Below are 16,911 nucleotides of genomic sequence, written 5' to 3' on the forward strand. Positions count from 1 at the left end.
TGCAAATCCTCCAAGCAAGCCGACTCGTAGAAGCAGAAAACCTCAGAAGGCAACTTCTTAGAATCCCCGCCATAAATGGCGGGGGTGGATGTCAAAAGACCTTGAAAGGGCTGGTTCTGATTATATTGAACTAGCAGTCTCCCTAGCAGTTTCTCGCAGCCGCTCCACATCGCGCATCGGTGGGGCACCAAAGAGCCGCTTGTACTCCCGATTGAAGTGCGAGGCATCGTCGTACCCCACTCGGTAGGCAGCACTGGTAGCATCAAGGTTTTCCCCCAGCATCAGACGGCGAGCCTCCTGGAGCCGCAATTGCTTTTGGAACTGTAAGGGACTCATTGCAGTAACAGACTTGAAGTGATGGTGAAAACCTGAGACACTCATTCCCATCTCTCGTGCGATGTTTTCAATCCGAAGCGGCTCGTTAAAGTCTTTACGAAGTCGCTCGACGGCTCTGGCAATGTGGTAGGTGTAGCCACCCAGAACTGCAATATGACGGAGCCGATTACCTTGCTCTCCCATCAGAAGTCGGTAAATGATTTCCCGCTTAATCAGTGGTGCGAGAACATGAGCTTCAGCAGGGGAATCTAGAAGCCTGACAAGCCGCACCACAGCGTCCAAGAGATTTGCATTCAACGGACTTACGTCAATCGCTTTCACATCAGCACGGCTGCGCGATGATGGATACCCTGCCTCAACCATCACTGAGCCAACAATGGTGGGGTCGAGATCGAGGCGAAGGCTAAAGTATGGTTGCGCCTTTGACGCTTCTAGAATTTGGCTGACAATCGGCAGTTCGACCGTAGCCAGCAGATAATGCATCGGATCGTATTGATAGCGATCGCTACCCAGAAGAACTTCTTTGCTGCCCTGAGCGATCGCACAAAAGGCAGGGATAGAGACACTATGAAGGCATTCCGAAGGTGAGGAGGCGCGGTTGAAGTGCAATCCTTTCAGCGGCTCAATCGTCCCATCATGACGAATAGCCTGTGCAATCCGCTCTTTCAGTTCGTCTCTGTGGGCTTGCGCTCTGTCTGCCTCGCGCTTTGCCTGGGGGTTGTTCATTAAATCGATATCGGACTTTTCACTCGTTTTGGCAGCGTTCATTTCTAAGTTTGCAGGATTGTACAACAATCTTAGACGATCGTCCTATTGCTTGCGCTTGAAGATTTGTAGAATGAAGCTAAAGTGATGAAAAATGATTTCGGCTTCTTATAAGCATTCTGGATTTTTATTCAAGAGAAAACTCAGTTTTGATTGGGCAAGAGACTTGCCTACTAGCCATCGAAATGGCATCAAGTAAAGGAATTAAGAAAATGGACATCAAAAGAAGTGGCTCACAGCCTTCCGCTAAAGGACCGGCTGAGTATTTTACCGGCACTGTCCGCGTTGACCCCCTGTTCGAGGCACACGATCCAGCACGCACGTCTGGTGCCAGTGTCACATTTGAACCTGGCGCTCGGACAGCATGGCACACCCACCCGTTGGGGCAAACCCTGCTCGTGACAGCTGGCTGTGGCCTCGTACAACGCTGGGGTGGCTCGATCGAGGAAATTCGACCGGGAGACGCGATCTCGATCTCGCCGGGTGAGAAGCATTGGCACGGTGCTACAGCAAACACGTCCATGACGCACATCGCCATTCAGGAATGGCTCGACGGCAAGCCCGTAGACTGGATGGAAAAGGTCAGCGACGAACAATACCAGACGCCAAAAGTAGACAAATAGGAGCATCAATTTATGTACAACACAAAAGCTTATTCCGCAGCCAGTGCAACATCACCGTTGTCCTCTACCAAGATCAAGCGTCGCGATCCAACTGAACACGACGTGCAGATTGAAATCCTCTTCTGCGGCATCTGCCACTCCGACCTCCATTCAGTGCGTAACGAGTGGAGCAGCATTATGTCCACAGTCTATCCGATTGTTCCCGGTCATGAGATCGTCGGCCGTGTCACTAAGGTCGGCTCGGCAGTTACGAAGTACAAGCCCGGCGACCTCGCCGCAGTCGGCTGCATGGTTGACTCGGATGGCACCTGCCCGCATTGCAGGGGTGGTCTTGAGCAGTTCTGCCCGAACATGACCCAAACCTTTAACTCCCCGGACAAGCAACTCGGAGGCGTGACCTATGGTGGCTACTCTGATAGCATCGTCGTCGATGAACGCTTCGTTCTGCGCGTTCCCTCCAACCTCGATCTTGCTGGAGCTGCGCCGCTCCTCTGCGCCGGAATTACAACATACTCGCCCATGCGCCACTGGGGTGTTACCAAGGGCAAGAAGGTCGGCGTGGTTGGTCTTGGCGGGCTGGGCCACATGGGCGTGAAGTTCGCTCGTGCGTTCGATGCCCACGTCGTCGTCTTCACCACCTCGCCTAACAAGAAGGAAGACGCACTCCGCCTTGGTGCCGATGAAGTGGTCGTCTCCCGCAACGCTGACGAGATGCAGAAGCACACAGGCAGCTTCGACTTCATCCTCGACACCATTTCCGCCGATCACGACATCAACGCCTATCTCAACCTGCTCACCCACGACGGCAACATCACCCTTGTTGGCGCACCCGCAAAGCCCCTGGACATCTCGGCATTCAGCCTCATCATGGCGCGCCGCAGTCTTTCCGGCTCTATGATCGGCGGCATCGCCGAAACCCAAGAGATGCTTGACTTTTGCGGCAAGCATAACATCACCGCCGATGTCGAAGTCATTCCTATCCAGAAAGTCAACGAAGCCTACGAGCGACTGCTCAAGTCCGATGTGAAGTACCGCTTCTGTATTGATATGGCATCCCTTAAATCTGCATAACCGAGGTGGAACCTCGAAGGAATAACAATGCAAAAGCGCAAACTTGGAAACAGTAATTTGGAAGTCTCGGCGATCGGGCTGGGCTGTATGGGGCTGAACCATGCCTACAGCCATACCCTCAGCAAGCAAGAAAGCATCTCTCTGCTCCAAGCCGCAGTGGAGCGTGGCGTCACCTTCTTTGATACAGCCGAAATGTATGGGCCATTCACCAATGAAGAATTGGTAGGCGAAGCGCTCAAACCCTACCGCGATCGCATCGTCATTGCCACGAAGTTCGGCATCAAGGTACAGGACGGTAAGCAGGTGCAGAACAGTCATCCATCAGCAATCAGGGAATCCGTAGAAGGTTCGCTGAAGCGATTAAACACCGACGTGATTGATTTGTACTACCAGCACCGCGTGGATACCCAAGTGCCGATCGAAGACGTAGCCGGAACCATCAAGGATTTGATCGGTGAAGGCAAAATCAAACATTGGGGGCTTTCAGAAGCGGGTGTACAGACCATTCGCCGGGCGCACGCAGTCCAACCAGTAACTGCCGTTCAGAGTGAGTACTCCCTGTGGTGGCGGCGACCGGAAGAAACCTTGTTGCCTGCCCTGGAAGAACTGGGAATCGGTTTTGTGCCGTTTAGTCCTTTGGGTAAAGGCTTCCTGACGGGCAGTATCAGCAAGGACGCAAAATTCGACAAATCCGACTTCCGCAGCATCGTTCCTCGGTTTACTCCGGAAGCTCTCGATGCCAACCAGTCCTTGGTGGATTTGTTGAAAGAGGTAGCAAACCAGAAGAAAGCCACAGCAGCGCAAATCGCCCTGTCCTGGATACTGGCGCAAAAACCGTGGATTGTGCCCATTCCCGGCACGACCAAATTGAGCCGCCTGGAAGAAAACATTGCGGCAGGGGACATCGATCTGACGCAGGACGAATTAAAGAGCATCGACGCGGCATTGGCGCAAATTACCGTGGAAGGCGATCGCTATCCAGAAGAGCTGGAAAAGCGCACGGGATTATAGACCAATACGCTTGGGTTAAGGCTAAAACTCTGTTATCAAAGTCAAATTTTTAACGTAGACGCAAAGCGGTGAGGGGGTCGCAGTCTTGGCGGTTCCCGTCGATTGCGTTAGCGCAGCGTTAGCGACGTTAGGAGCGTCACCCCCGAACCCGTTGGCGCAGCCTCTCGTAGAGAAGGGCTTGCCGCAGGCTACCGCCTTCTCTGCGAGACACTGCGTGAACGCGTAGCGTCTCGTAGAGAAGACGCAGAGGACGCAGAGAAAAGAAAGAAATGCTTAACCCAAGCGTATTGGATTATAGACGGAATCGCTGGACACAGAACTGTGATTAAAAGAAGGAGGTGCGGATGACAAATACACCGCAGCAGGACTCTGTAAGGATAAGTGAAGCGGCACATAAAAACCATGAGGAACTGTTTCCAAACCACAAATCGACCCTGAAAGTAACCGACCCGGAACTGATCGAAGTCTTTGACAACTTCGCCTTCGACGAAGTAATTGCTGAGAGCAAGCTGGATACAAAGACAAGAGTCGTGCTGATTCTGGCATCTATCATCGGCAGCCAGGCAGTAAGTGAATACAGGGTTATGGTGGGCGCTGCGCTCAATGTCGGAGTAACGCCGATTGAAATCAAGGAGATCCTGTATCAGTCAGTACCCTACGTGGGTATGGCGAAAGCATTTGATTTCGTTCATGCCACGAATGAAGTGATGTCCAGCAGGGGCATTCAATTACCTTTAGAAGGGCAATCGACCACCAGCCCGGAAACACGCTACGACAAAGGGCTGGCAATACAGAAAGCGGTGTTCGGCGAGACGATCGATCAAATGTATGAGCGATCGCCCAAAGACCAACTGCACATTCAAAGGTTTCTGTCTGCCAATTGCTTTGGCGATTATTACACCCGCAATGGCGTAGACATCAAAGTCAGGGAGCTGATCACACTGTCTATCCTCATAGCTCTGGGCGGGGTTGAATCACAGATCAAGGGGCACATTCAAGGCAACCTGAATGTCGGAAACGGCAAAGACATACTGCTGGATCTGATTACACAATTGTTGCCCTGGGTGGGATATCCCCGAACACTGAATGCGTTGAAATGCCTGAATGAAGTGGCGACGGAGTAATGTCGATGATCACGATTGACTAGCGAAGAATATGTTCTCTCATTGACATTTCGGTCACTGTAGCAGACTACATACGCGAGATCAACGACTGCTGCGGCAATACAGTCGAGTGGATGGAACAGGTCAGCGACAAACAAGACCTGATTAATATCTGAATAATAAGGGAATAATCATGAGCAAAGTTTGGTTGATCACAGGCGCTGGCAGCGGCATCGGAGCCGGAACCGCCAAGGCGGCATTGCAGTCCGGTGACCGTGTAGTCGCGACTGGCCGAAACCTCGACAAAGTGCGTAATGCTTTGCGCGATGTTGCAAGCGAGAATCTTGCATTTGTCCAGTTGGACGTTTCCGACGAGGTAGAGGCGAAAACAGCCGTCGAGGAGGCGGTGAAGCGGTTCGGTCGCATCGACGTTTTGGTTAACAATGCGGGCTACAGCCTGCTTGGTAATTTTGAAGAGATGACCACGACTGACATAGAGCGCCAGTTTGCGACGAACTTTTATGGTGTGGTGTACATCATGCGCGCCGTGCTGCCGGTTATGCGTCAGCAGCAGTCAGGTCACATCATTAACATTAGCTCCGTTGCTGGCGTTGTCGGGTTTAAGCACTGTGCTGCCTACGCCGCATCGAAGTTCGCGGTTGAGGGCATCTCGCTGTCGGTCGCGGCCGAGGTCGAGGGGTTCGGCATCAAGATCACGCTCGTCGAACCGGGCTTCTTCCGCACGGATCTTCTGGACGATCGGAATGTCAGATGGCCTAGCAACGCCATCGAAGACTATGCCGTTGAGGGCAACGTCCAGCAGACGTGGTCGGCCTACAACGGCACGCAGCAGGGTGACCCGGCAAAGTTGGGCGATGCTCTGGTCAAAATCGCCGGGATGGAGAATCCGCCGAAGTTGTTCGTTGCCGGAAGTGACGCCCTTGCGGCGATCGCGTCGGCTGTCGAGGAACGGTTGCAGGCAACGCGCGCCCATGAAGAGCTATCGAAATCAACGGACGGTTCGTTCTAGCGATCGCGCAAGAAGCATCATCATCAAATCCACGGACATGATGCACATCGCCATTCAGCAACAGATCGACGGCAAGATTGTGGACTAAATGGAACAGGTCAGCGACGAACAAGACCAGACCTGATCTTGGAGTAGGACCATTTGTGAGAGGTTAAGGTCAGATACAATTTGTCAATAAGCAATAGTACTTAAAATATTGCTGAAATCGGGGTTAGAAACAGAATTTTTGATTGGGCGATGCCTAGGTTGGGCTTTGCCTACGCGTCATCTTGATACGCATCATTTATTCTTAACCCATAATTTCAGTACAACAGTTAACTTCATACCTCGGCTCTTTCCAAATTTTAAGCATAATTTCTAATTGACAAAAGTAAGATTATCTTAACCTCTCACCGATGGAGTAGGACAGTTCCGACCTTTAATTCACCTTTAAATCAAAGACAGGAGTTCAAAAAATGCAAAAGCGCAAACTTGGAAACAGTAATCTGGAAGTCTCGACTATCGGGCTTGGATGCATGGGAATGAGCTTTTCTTATGGCCCGCCCAAAGACACGCAGGAAATGACCGCTCTTCTTCGGGCTGCCGTCGAACGCGGCGTTACATTCTTTGACACCGCCGAAGTCTACGGCCCGTTCACAAACGAAGAGCTTGTGGGGGAAGCCCTTGCTCCCTTCCGTGGGCAAGTGGTCATTGCCACCAAATTCGGATTCGACCTGAGTCCTAATTCCGATCCCCGTGGGATGAAGGGTGCGCCAGGATTGGATAGTCGGCCGGAGCGCATCAAGCAGGCCGTCGAGGGTTCGCTCAAGCGCCTCAAGGTCGAGACAATAGACCTGCTCTATCAGCACCGGGTTGACCCAAACGTGCCGATCGAAGACGTGGCAGGAGCGGTGAAGGAACTGATTCAGTCAGGTAAGGTGAAGCACTTTGGACTCTCGGAAGCAGGAGTGCAAACGATTCGTCGCGCCCACGCGGTTCAGCCGGTCACTGCTCTCCAGAGCGAATACTCGCTGTGGACGAGAACTCCTGAGAAGGAAGTGATACCGACCCTTGAGGAACTCGGAATCGGCTTTGTCCCGTATAGCCCTCTGGGCAAGGGCTTTCTCACTGGCAAGATCGACGAAAGCACAACCTTCGACAGCTCCGATTTCCGCAGCACCCTGCCTCGCTTCACGCCGGAGGCTCTCAAGGTGAATCAGGCCTTGATTAATCTGCTCGGCAGCATCGGAGAACAGAAGCAGGCGACACCGGCTCAGATTGCGATCGCCTGGCTGCTGGCCCAGAAGCCGTGGATCGTGCCGATCCCAGGCACCACGAAGCTGCATCGCTTGGACGAAAACATCGGGGCAGTCTCAGTCGAACTCACGCCTAACGATCTGCGTGACATCGATGATGCCGCCTCCAAGATCACGGTGCAAGGGGCTAGATACCCCGAAAAGCTGGAGCAAATGACCGGTCGTTGAGCGGCAAAAAATGTGTTCTCTGGTTGCATTTCGTAGCTCACTAATGGGACTTAGACAAAAAGTAGCCAGAAAAAACTATCAAAACCTGAGTTCGGGATAAGCTGAAACCCTCATTACCCAGATTTCTCACCACATCTCTCAAAACCTTGTGCAGAGGGGCAGAGGGGAAAGAACAAGGCACATTGAACTCTCCCCTGCTCCCCTGCTCCCTTGCATTTCAAGCTTGTGAGAAATGCGGGATTACACCGTTGCTTAATTTTGGGATAGATATATTAACGTGCTTGTGTCGTTTCAGTTAGTTAGAGGTGAATAAACCTGACTTTTCCCGAACTGAGGTTATGTATCAAAATTCATGTCAAATGCTACTGACACCTGTGCAACTAGCGCTTGTGATGATTTCGCATGGATTTACAGCAATTTGATATCAAACCAGCCACAAAGATCATAAACTTAAGAGATGTAAAAAAGAAGATTATGAAGAATACAATTATTAAGTTAGCAGTTGTAATTACTCTCGTGTTCTCTCTTATCTTTTCATGGGAAGCAACTCCTGCTTTTGCTTTTAATTTCAGCAGTTTAAATACGTTGATGGCAACAAATGGCGATCAAGCTGTAGATAATATGGCCAGCCAACAGAGAAAATCCCTTTTTAAAAAGTAAAAAGTAAAAAGATAATCCCCATAAATAAATTTAGGGGAAATAATCATGGACGTATTATTTCTCTCTACGAGACGCAATCATGCGAACGTGCTGCGCCACGACGCTCGTTCGCTCTTAGCGTCTCTCCTTCTCACATTGGGAGAGGCTAACGCCAAGGGAGAAGACAAAGGCTTAGCTGCGCTATCGTTATAAATGTTTTTATTTCATTCCATAAATAAATTTAGTTGCTTGTTACCATTTTCCTTTTTCTTTATGAGTGCCTTTTTACTTTTTGCTTTTGCCTTGTTCGATCAACGAGTGTATATATTTGTCAACTAAGTGAGACCTCTTCGTTATGACGTAAAATCGTAGCCCGTGCGTAAGTCCTGTACCTTATCTCCTTAAACCCCCTTGGTGTTCACAATGAAAACCTTGATGCTCCCAAGCTGGCATATCTACTTCGGTAAGCTTTATCACATTTGAGCATTGTGGTTGAATAATTTGACTTAAAATCGCCCAAAATAAGCTGCGTGTTATATCTAATCCCGTTTTGAGCCAAGATTCATTATTACCAGGGACGCCCAACTCCTGAACAATCTCTGACTCTACCCAAATACCATGAGCGCCCAAAAGAATCTGTGCCATCCATAAGGCTCTAGGTAAATGACTCGGCGATGTAATCAACATGACTTTATGCACTCCCCAACGCCGCAAAATTGGAATACCATAATAAAAATTTTCAAAGGTAGAATTGGCGCACTTTTCTAACCAAACGTTTTGTAACCCTGCCAATTCCGCCTGGAAAATTAACCGTATACAGGGATCGGGGGAACCATGAGAAATTAAAATCGGGGTTTGCGGGTATTGTTTTGCTTGTTGGGCAACATAAGTTTCTCGACGAATACTGCCACCAAGCACAAAGAAGGCATCTACAGGCTGCAAGGAAGCAAAAACTAAGGTTATAGTAGTAAAAATCAGCCAAACACCCAGGATAACGTACAATCCGCTAGTTAGTTTTTGTAACAACTGCCACAGATTAGCCGATTTTTTTTTAATAGAAATTAATGATTTGATGGTAAATTTGCGTTTCATGACTTAGGTAAGAAAAGCTGATTTAATGACTGTATAACAGTGCTGCAATTCAGTGAGCAAAGTGCTATCTTATAAAAGTAATCGAGAATGCAAATATGACGCTAATCAAAGTGTCATAAGTTCAGTATGTCCTTCCGGAGAAGGCTAACAAACTGAGAAATGGTTGTTAATAACTAATGCGGTATTTTGGCATCATTTAACCATAAAAATGATGGAGGAGCATAGTTTATTTTGGGGTATAAAAACTTAAAAATTTCTGGAAAGCCTGATTGCTAAACTGTCAACAACACAATTATTCCAGCTAAGTATACATGAACCAATCTGCGAAAAGTTACTCACCGCTCCAAGTAGCCTTGATTGGTGGAGCGATCGCCACGACTGCTACGATGTCTGTATTCGGCCCCGCTTGGACTCGTGGTGTCCGCGCGGCTCTAGCCCTACAAGACAGCCCAAAAGTGATAGTTGACCAAGTTTGGCAACTGGTAAATCATGAATATGTTGACGGTAAATTTAATCAACAAGATTGGCAAGCAACCAGGCAAAGCCTGTTGAGCAAAGACTACTCTTCTCGCGAAGAAGCATACACCGCCATCCGCGAAGCTTTACAAAAGTTGGGAGATCCTTATACTCGATTCATGGACCCCCAACAGTTTGAAGCCCTGACTAACCAAACATCTGGAGAAGTCTCTGGCATTGGCGTTCGGATGGAAGTGAACGAAAAAACTCAACGGCTCACCGTTGTCGAAGCCATAGAAAATTCTCCAGCGCTGAAAGCTGGGATCAAAGCGGGCGATGAAATTTTGGCAATTGATGGCAAACCCACTCTTAAAATGAAGGTGGATGATGCCTCTAAGCTAATCCGTGGCAAAGCGGGTACTCCCATCAAACTACGACTGGGACGCGCGGGGCAAAATGCCTTTGATTTGAAACTGACAAGGGCAAGTATTGAAGTACCAACGGTACGCTATACCCTCAGACAAGAAGGGAATCGCCGCGTTGGCTATATTCGTTTGCGAGAATTTAGCGCCCACGCCGCAGACCAAATGCAACGAGCCATCCGCGATTTGAATACTAAGAAAGTCGATTCTTATGTCTTAGATTTGCGGGGAAATCCTGGCGGTTTGTTGCAGGCGAGTATTGAAATTGCTCGGATGTGGTACGATAATGGCGGAATTGTCAAGACCGTAGACCGTGTGGGCAGCAGTGAAGAAACTAAAGCCAATCGCACTGCTTTGACAAATCGTCCTTTGGCGGTCTTAGTAGATGGTAATTCAGCTAGTGCTAGCGAAATCCTCACAGGGGCACTCAAGGATAATAAGCGGGCCGTAGTCGTCGGTGGTCAAACCTTTGGTAAAGCCTTAGTGCAGTCAGTTCATGAACTCGCAGATGGTTCCGGTTTGGCTGTCACAATTGCCCATTACTACACCCCTGCGGGAACAGATATTAACCATAAAGGCATTACCCCAGATATCAAGCTAGACTTGACAGAGGCACAAGAGCGTCAGTTGGCTTCTAATCCAGATTTAATCGGCACTAAGAGCGATCCGCAATATGCCCGTGCGATCGCAATTCTATCAAATAACAACTTTGCCCAGCCGCCGGCAAATCAATCCACTCAACCCATGAGTCGCGCTGGTAACTTGAAATTTTAGTTTCAATCCCTCACTAATTAATTCTGACCAGAGCAACGGAAACGTCTCCGGCTCCACTCCTGAATTCTGATTCCTTCTAATTGTTCCAGGATTTAGATTTGGGCATACTAGCTAGTAATCCCATCTCCCAAATCTTAGATTTATGAATCATCAGTCAGTTGATGCAACCACCGCCACCAGCTTTTTACCAATGGTGTCGGTGGTTGTTCCTATTTATAACGGTGAGGCGGATTTACCAGAGTTAATCAATTGCCTATTGTCTCAAACTTACCCAAAAGAACGGGTAGAGTACTTGTTGGTGGACAATAATAGTAGCGATCGCACTCTCACCATCCTCAAAATATCTGCCGAAAATTGCCCAATTACAATTTCCCCATTGAGTGAAAACCAAATTCAAAGCTCTTATGCTGCTCGTAATACTGGGATTCGCGCCGCTACGGGTGAAATTATCGTTTTTACTGATGCTGATTGTCGTCCACAACCGCAATGGTTAGATGCACTAATTAAACCTTTTGTCAACAAAGAAGTGGTAATTGTTGCTGGTGAGATTTTGGCACTATCAGGCACAACACTACTAGAAAGACACGCAGAACTTCAGGAAACTCTATCGCAAAAGCACACCCTGAACCATTCCTTTCGTCCCTATGGTCAAACGGCTAATTTGGCGATTCGACGCATAGCCTTAGAAAAAGCGGGTTTATTTCGCCCCTATCTTACCACTGGTGGCGATGCCGATATTTGCTGGCGGATTTTGGGGGAAAACATCGGGCGTTTGGAATTTGCTGCCGATGCGATCGTTCAGCACCGTCACCGCGCTACACTTAAAGAACTGCAAAGTCAATGGCGGCGCTATGGACGCTCAAATCGCTATCTACACGAACTACACGGTGTAGATTTGATGCGAGAGATGACACCCAAAGAATACGGCTATCGTTTGACACGTTGGTTATTGAAAGAAATACCAAGAGATATTAAAAAGGCGTTGGTACAGACCGCCGCAGGCATTGCGGGTCAATCCACCATTGTAGATTTATTAAATACTCCCATTGGTTTGTTCACGGCTAGGGCGCGTACTGCTGGGCAAAGAGATGCCAAGCTGCCAGAGAATGCCAAGATAATTGATCGACTTTGACAATATTAGTAGTCTTTGACCGAACAAGGCAAAAGTAAAAAGTAAAAAGGCACTCATAAAGAAAAAGAAAAATGGTAACAAGCAACTAAATTTATTTATGGAATGAAATAAAAACATTTATAACGATAGTGCAGCTAAGCCTTTGTCTTCTCCCTTGGCGTTAGCCTCTCCCAATGTGATTCGGGGAGACGCTAAGAGCGAACGAGCGTCGTGGCGCAGCGCGTTCGCCTTTGGATATTGCTGGACTCAGTAAGTCTTGCAAATGTTCGCTAATGGCTTCGTTATCTGCTTGTGGGGTGTTGCGACGACGAGCATGGTCAGGGTTTCTCGGTTTTTTGGTCGGCATTACTTTGAGCCAGAAGACTTATTCTGACCAGTTTCTCAGCTTTTTGAATCGCTTATAAGCTGTCGTGCATCTAAATTGTATAATTTTGGGTCTAAAACCCTTCCATAGCCTAGAGTCAGCTAAAAAACTAGATGCGTGGCAGCTTACTGGCTCTTGACAAAACCTAAAAAACCTTAACTTGTCACTAATCGGCTAAGGAATAAGAATTAAATAACATACAATTTATGTACCTGGCTTACCTCACCCTCAATCCCTCTCCTTATAATCGCGACACCAAACTGAGTACAGTTATGGTGCGGGGCTTACGACGTGAAAGCTAAGTTTAATTATTTGTTGGGATGAAGCAGGAGGCAGGAATTTTAAAACCTTGCAACGCAAGCTTTTAGGACTTTTCTTTCTCTTTCCCTTCTGCCGCCTGCCTTGAAAGTGCTGAATACTGAGTACTGTTAGCGGTAGCGGGGCGTTTAGCCCGTGCTGAGTAAAAATACCAGTTCCCAATCCTCAATCCCCAGTCATTCTTTCATCCAAGGCTTTTGAAACTAGTTTCATCGGGACTGCCTTATCTTCGTGCCATTGGCATATCGCTGTTCTTAATTGTTTGGTGAGAGTTGCATTTGGAAAACTTTATTTTTCCATTTTGCAAATTCTACCATCTTCTTTCCCCGAATCTCGGATATTTATGCTCTCCTTCAATCCTCTGGGATACGAATCCTGGGATGTCAGTAGCATCAATTGCAAAGACGAAAAACTTGTTTGGGTTGTCGATACCCGATGGATGCAAAGCATCCGACGTTATGGTACCAACGAAGTCGTTGTCGTTGCTGATAAAGAGCGTATGCTTGATCGCGTGGTTGATAAACACATCTGGCCCGAAAGCCAAACCTTCAAGCTTGGCAGGTATATCCTCTGGTTTGATCCCATTCTGAGTCAGCGTCGCTACAACATCAAGGAAGAGGGTCTTGCTAACTTCTTTACCCGCGAGGTTGCTTTCCCCGGTGACATTGCTTACTTCTTGAGCATTGGTCAGATCGATATGGTATATCTTCTTAAAGACAGCCTGAGAGCCATCACCCAATCCCTTGCCATCTCGTTCGTCTACTAGGAATTCGCGATCGTTGATGGATAAAATTTCACTTACTGTCGGGTACTTCGGTTTAGCTGGTGTGCCGATATTATCTAGCTTATAGGCGTATTCTTGAGTAGCGCCTGTTGCAATATCGATCTTAACAATTCTGGTGTAAGCGCCATTAGTACCCCCGTCCTGGATCAGCGGACTTTGCAGTATGCCGACTAGGGTTTTGCCATTAGGAGTAATTGCCAGGCCTTCCATACCCTTGTTTGCAACACGTCCAGATGTGTTACCGCTAATCTCTGTAGCACCAACAGGATTTAGATTGCTGACAGCAAACTTGCTGTTGAGTGTAAAGAACTTGATGCGCTCACCTGTCTTGCGATCGAATTGGTACACATAAGGGCCGTATTCATCAGAGATAAAGATGGACTTACCATCATTGGATACACGCACGCCTTCAGGATCGAAGCGGGCATCATTGGGATAGGTCGATATCTGATTGGGGTCGAAGTTGTCTGAACGTCCAGTGAAATAGTAGGTATTCTTGGTATTCAGGGCAGGGGCACCGTTAGGTACTCCCAGTCCTACGCCAGTACCGTAGTAGAGAGGCTTATCGCTGGATAGCAGAGTCGTGTCAACTAAACAAGGAGTAAGAGTAAAGGGCAACCCTAAAGGAGACCGACTTGGTTCGAGTTCCACAGTGATAGTTTGGAAGCGGTTTATATAGGATGTTGTGTCATCCACGGCGCTATTGTATGCCTTGGCATTGGGGCCTCGATCTGGGATTGCAATGAAGGTGTTACGACCCGCATAGGCCAGTCCTGACCCAAAACCACCAAGGAGGTTTCCCGGAACACCATTTTCAAGTGGAGCGGAGGTTTTCTTGGAGCGATCGCTGATGTTACCACTCAGGCTTCCAATTGCGATCAGCTTAACATCTGCGTTGGCTGCGGGGGCAATAAAAAATGACGCTAACAAGAACAGAAAGAGATTTCTCTTGAGCATATCAGTATTCCTACTAGGTACAATATTTACTTACGGATATTGTATTTTTTTCACTTTTTCATTATCTATGCCTAATGATTAAGCTATTTTTAAGCAAAGATTAAGTCAAGATTAATGTAGGAATGACTGATGCCTACCAGTATTAAGTTTTCATCCCCATGAGGGGAAGTGATTGAAAAACCCTGGACAGGAGAGGTTAAACGGTTCTTTGACCAAAAGCTGTTTCCATCCCCGTGAGGGGTAAAGGAATTAAAACTTTATTCTCAGGCTTTCAACACAGCTGAACGTGATCAGTTTCCATCCCCGTGAGGGGTAAAGGAATTAAAACTGTACGACTAGTTCGCTCCCCGTCATAACCCTTCGAACCTTGTTTCCATCCCCGTGAGGGGTAAAGGAATTAAAACGTGACCATATTGGCTGCGATTTTGGTGTATTTATTTCCAGTTTCCATCCCCGTGAGGGGTAAAGGAATTAAAACTTGAAACTTTTCAAATATTTCGCTGCATACGATTTGGGTTTCCATCCCCGTGAGGGGTAAAGGAATTAAAACCCTACCCATTTAGAAGCCTTATGCAGACAGAGTTACAGATACCCATTTTCGCGGGGGGTCTAATTTACCTGTCAATAAGCTACATTTATTGAGAATTTAGCCCTAGTAGAACTTTCTCAAAAGCTTACCCAGAGAGATTTTCGCGAGGGTCAACGAAAGAATCAGGGTTTGAGCGATCGCTCTACCGCCGCGAAAAACTTACGTGTGCAAAGTCAAAATAAATACTTTTGCTTTCACCAGGAAACTTGTGATTGAATTGTCAAAGTTCTGTTATTAATGGGTATAGTCTTAACACACTACTGTTGACTTGTCAAGTCGGCACTAATTCACCAGGACGCAACTTCGACCACTTACCCGTTTCTTGCTTAAAGCTCAGACAACCAACAACATCCCATTCCATTTCAATTACATCATCTTGAGTCCGAATGTTGACATTGATTGAAGGTTCATTCGGATCAAAATCTGGTGTTTCAGTCAAGTGAGGCTGTTGGTGCTGCCCTTCCACGGCATGATAGGTAACACAGCTGTCTACATAGTGGCAGTTCACGCAAATACACATAATAGAACCAACTCCAGGGGCCTTTATTGTTAATGTAACTTAAGCCCAACTGTTATTTATGAGTTGTTGGGTTGATTTTTATTACAATGCACGAATCAGTTCCTTCTACCCTAGCTCCCGAAAATTGGCCTTTTAGCTTGGAATTTTTGCCACAACCTGCTTACATGGTAGGTGGCGCTGTCCGAGATGCCATCCTTGGCAGAACTCGCGAATATCTGGATCTAGATTTTGTTATCCCATCTAAGGCAGTAAAGGTAGCGAGAGCGATCGCTCATCATTATAAAGCTGGTTTTGTACTACTCGATGCCGAACGACAAATTGCCCGTGTGGTTTTTCCCCACGCCACAGCAGACTTTGCCCAACAGGAAGGAGATAGTTTAGAAGTTGATTTGCACAGACGGGATTTTACAGTCAATGCGATCGCCTATAATCCCCATAGGCAAGAAATTATCGATCCTCTGCAAGGTTGTGTAGACTTACAACAGGGCATTTTGCGAATGGTATCACCCGCTAACCTAGAAGATGATCCTTTACGGTTAATGCGAGGTTATCGCCAAGCTGCCCAACTAGGTTTTACTATTGAGCCAGCTACCCAAGCCGCAATTCGTTCTTTGGCATCACATATCAGCAAAGTTGCAGCCGAACGAGTCAGGGTAGAAATTGGTTATCTACTGGCAAATTCTCAAGGTACTCCCTGGATTACAAGTGCTTGGGAAGATGGTTTACTCGCGCCTTTCTTCAAAAACGCCACCCGTGAAAGCTTACTCAAACTGGCAGAAGTTGACAATGCAGCTGCCTTCCTTACAGAAAATTGGCAACAATTAGGGGCACAATTGCAAGAGTATGTCCGCGATCGCATCAAAACCACTTGGCTAGACATTGCCAAACTTGCAAGTCTAGTCAACCCAAATCCCGAATTAGCAGAAATAGAGCTACAGGAACTAACTTATAGTCGTGCCGAAATCCGGGGTGTAACCACTGCTTTGAAACTATTACCGCAGTTTCAAGTAGTCGATATGTCCTTGCGAGAACAATACTTTTTATTCCATGATGCAGATATTGTCTTTCCCGCTACGGTAGTGCTAGCTGTAGCAGTTGATAATTTCGTAGAGGCGATGTCTGGTGACAAGCCACTACACACAGCAGTCGCGACAACAGAGGAAACCAAAGCAAAACGCTGCCAAGTCTTAGCATCTTTGATCAACCGCTACCTGAACCCTGATGATCTGATCGCTCATCCCATTCCACTAGTGAGCGGGAAGGAGTTGATTGTTGCATTAGATATTCCAGCTTCGCCAATCATCGGCCAACTGTTGAGAGAAATTGCCGTAGCACAAGCTGAGGGGAAAGTCTCAACACCAACAGAAGCGATCGCTCTTGCACGTCAGTTACTTGATGGTTAAATAGACTTAATCAATTTCTGGTGATAATAGTTGTAAAAAGTGCGGAAATGAACAACCTA

The 16,911-nt window shown here is 47.6% G+C and carries 15 protein-coding genes and 1 CRISPR repeat array; of the genes, 10 read left to right on the forward strand and 5 right to left on the reverse strand.

What is annotated here, in order from left to right:
• Nucleotides 1-120 precede the first annotated feature (120 nt).
• Nucleotides 121-1,104, reverse strand: coding sequence for an AraC family transcriptional regulator (locus tag V7K67_RS25785; protein WP_334729750.1), 984 nt, complete (start codon nt 1,102-1,104; stop codon nt 121-123).
• A gap of 182 nt (nt 1,105-1,286) precedes the next feature.
• Between V7K67_RS25785 and V7K67_RS25790 the strand changes: the two genes are divergently transcribed.
• The 7 genes from V7K67_RS25790 to V7K67_RS25820 all read left to right on the forward strand — a co-directional run bounded on the left by V7K67_RS25790 (nt 1,287) and on the right by V7K67_RS25820 (nt 8,062).
• Nucleotides 1,287-1,724 carry a (R)-mandelonitrile lyase gene (locus tag V7K67_RS25790; RefSeq protein WP_334710605.1) on the forward strand — a complete coding sequence of 146 codons (438 nt, stop codon included), beginning with the start codon at nt 1,287-1,289 and terminating at the stop codon, nt 1,722-1,724.
• A gap of 12 nt (nt 1,725-1,736) precedes the next feature.
• On the forward strand, nt 1,737-2,795 hold the full coding sequence (locus V7K67_RS25795) for an NAD(P)-dependent alcohol dehydrogenase (RefSeq protein ID WP_335168951.1): 1,059 nt from the start codon (nt 1,737-1,739) through the stop codon (nt 2,793-2,795).
• A gap of 27 nt (nt 2,796-2,822) precedes the next feature.
• Nucleotides 2,823-3,806 (forward strand): aldo/keto reductase, encoded by a 984-nt coding sequence (locus V7K67_RS25800; protein WP_334729746.1) that lies wholly within the window; start codon nt 2,823-2,825, stop codon nt 3,804-3,806.
• A 344-nt stretch (nt 3,807-4,150) separates the two neighbouring features.
• Nucleotides 4,151-4,930 (forward strand): carboxymuconolactone decarboxylase family protein, encoded by a 780-nt coding sequence (locus V7K67_RS25805; RefSeq protein ID WP_334729495.1) that lies wholly within the window; start codon nt 4,151-4,153, stop codon nt 4,928-4,930.
• 172 nt (nt 4,931-5,102) lie between these two features.
• Nucleotides 5,103-5,939, forward strand: coding sequence for an SDR family oxidoreductase (locus V7K67_RS25810; RefSeq protein ID WP_335168954.1), 837 nt, complete (start codon nt 5,103-5,105; stop codon nt 5,937-5,939).
• A gap of 455 nt (nt 5,940-6,394) precedes the next feature.
• Entirely contained in the window at nt 6,395-7,402 is a 1,008-nt protein-coding gene (locus V7K67_RS25815; protein ID WP_334730565.1) for an aldo/keto reductase, read from the forward strand.
• Nucleotides 7,403-7,804: 402 nt separating this feature from the next.
• Nucleotides 7,805-8,062, forward strand: a complete 258-nt coding sequence (locus tag V7K67_RS25820) for a hypothetical protein (protein ID WP_335168956.1) — start codon at nt 7,805-7,807, stop codon at nt 8,060-8,062.
• A gap of 372 nt (nt 8,063-8,434) precedes the next feature.
• Here the strand turns inward: V7K67_RS25820 and V7K67_RS25825 are convergent, their stop codons facing one another.
• On the reverse strand, nt 8,435-9,133 hold the full coding sequence (locus tag V7K67_RS25825) for a YdcF family protein (RefSeq protein ID WP_334710599.1): 699 nt from the start codon (nt 9,131-9,133) through the stop codon (nt 8,435-8,437).
• 311 nt (nt 9,134-9,444) lie between these two features.
• On the opposite strand from V7K67_RS25825, the gene ctpB reads away from it, so the two are divergent.
• Both ctpB and V7K67_RS25835 read left to right on the forward strand, forming a co-directional pair.
• Nucleotides 9,445-10,785, forward strand: a complete 1,341-nt coding sequence (ctpB, locus tag V7K67_RS25830) for a carboxyl-terminal processing protease CtpB (protein ID WP_334729070.1) — start codon at nt 9,445-9,447, stop codon at nt 10,783-10,785.
• A gap of 142 nt (nt 10,786-10,927) precedes the next feature.
• Complete coding sequence (locus tag V7K67_RS25835) at nt 10,928-11,917, forward strand: glycosyltransferase (protein ID WP_334729071.1); 990 nt, start codon at nt 10,928-10,930, stop codon at nt 11,915-11,917.
• Nucleotides 11,918-12,077: 160 nt separating this feature from the next.
• Here the strand turns inward: V7K67_RS25835 and V7K67_RS25840 are convergent, their stop codons facing one another.
• The 3 genes from V7K67_RS25840 to V7K67_RS25850 all read right to left on the reverse strand — a co-directional run bounded on the left by V7K67_RS25840 (nt 12,078) and on the right by V7K67_RS25850 (nt 15,449).
• Nucleotides 12,078-12,263 carry a hypothetical protein gene (locus tag V7K67_RS25840; protein WP_334734018.1) on the reverse strand — a complete coding sequence of 62 codons (186 nt, stop codon included), beginning with the start codon at nt 12,261-12,263 and terminating at the stop codon, nt 12,078-12,080.
• Between the two features lie 646 nt (nt 12,264-12,909).
• A complete protein-coding gene (locus V7K67_RS25845; RefSeq protein WP_334707372.1) occupies nt 12,910-14,340 on the reverse strand; it encodes an esterase-like activity of phytase family protein in 1,431 nt (476 codons plus the stop codon).
• A gap of 221 nt (nt 14,341-14,561) precedes the next feature.
• Nucleotides 14,562-14,890: direct repeats of the CRISPR family, unit length 35 nt; unit sequence GTTTCCATCCCCGTGAGGGGTAAAGGAATTAAAAC.
• A 310-nt stretch (nt 14,891-15,200) separates the two neighbouring features.
• The gene (locus tag V7K67_RS25850) at nt 15,201-15,449 is read right to left on the reverse strand and encodes a Ycf34 family protein (RefSeq protein WP_334707373.1); all 249 of its coding nucleotides are present in this window, start codon (nt 15,447-15,449) and stop codon (nt 15,201-15,203) included.
• 86 nt (nt 15,450-15,535) lie between these two features.
• On the opposite strand from V7K67_RS25850, the gene V7K67_RS25855 reads away from it, so the two are divergent.
• On the forward strand, nt 15,536-16,852 hold the full coding sequence (locus tag V7K67_RS25855) for a CCA tRNA nucleotidyltransferase (RefSeq protein ID WP_334734019.1): 1,317 nt from the start codon (nt 15,536-15,538) through the stop codon (nt 16,850-16,852).
• Nucleotides 16,853-16,911 lie beyond the last annotated feature (59 nt).

Origin of the sequence: Nostoc sp. (assembly GCF_036917155.1) — a bacterium.
Classification (GTDB): domain Bacteria; phylum Cyanobacteriota; class Cyanobacteriia; order Cyanobacteriales; family Nostocaceae; genus Nostoc.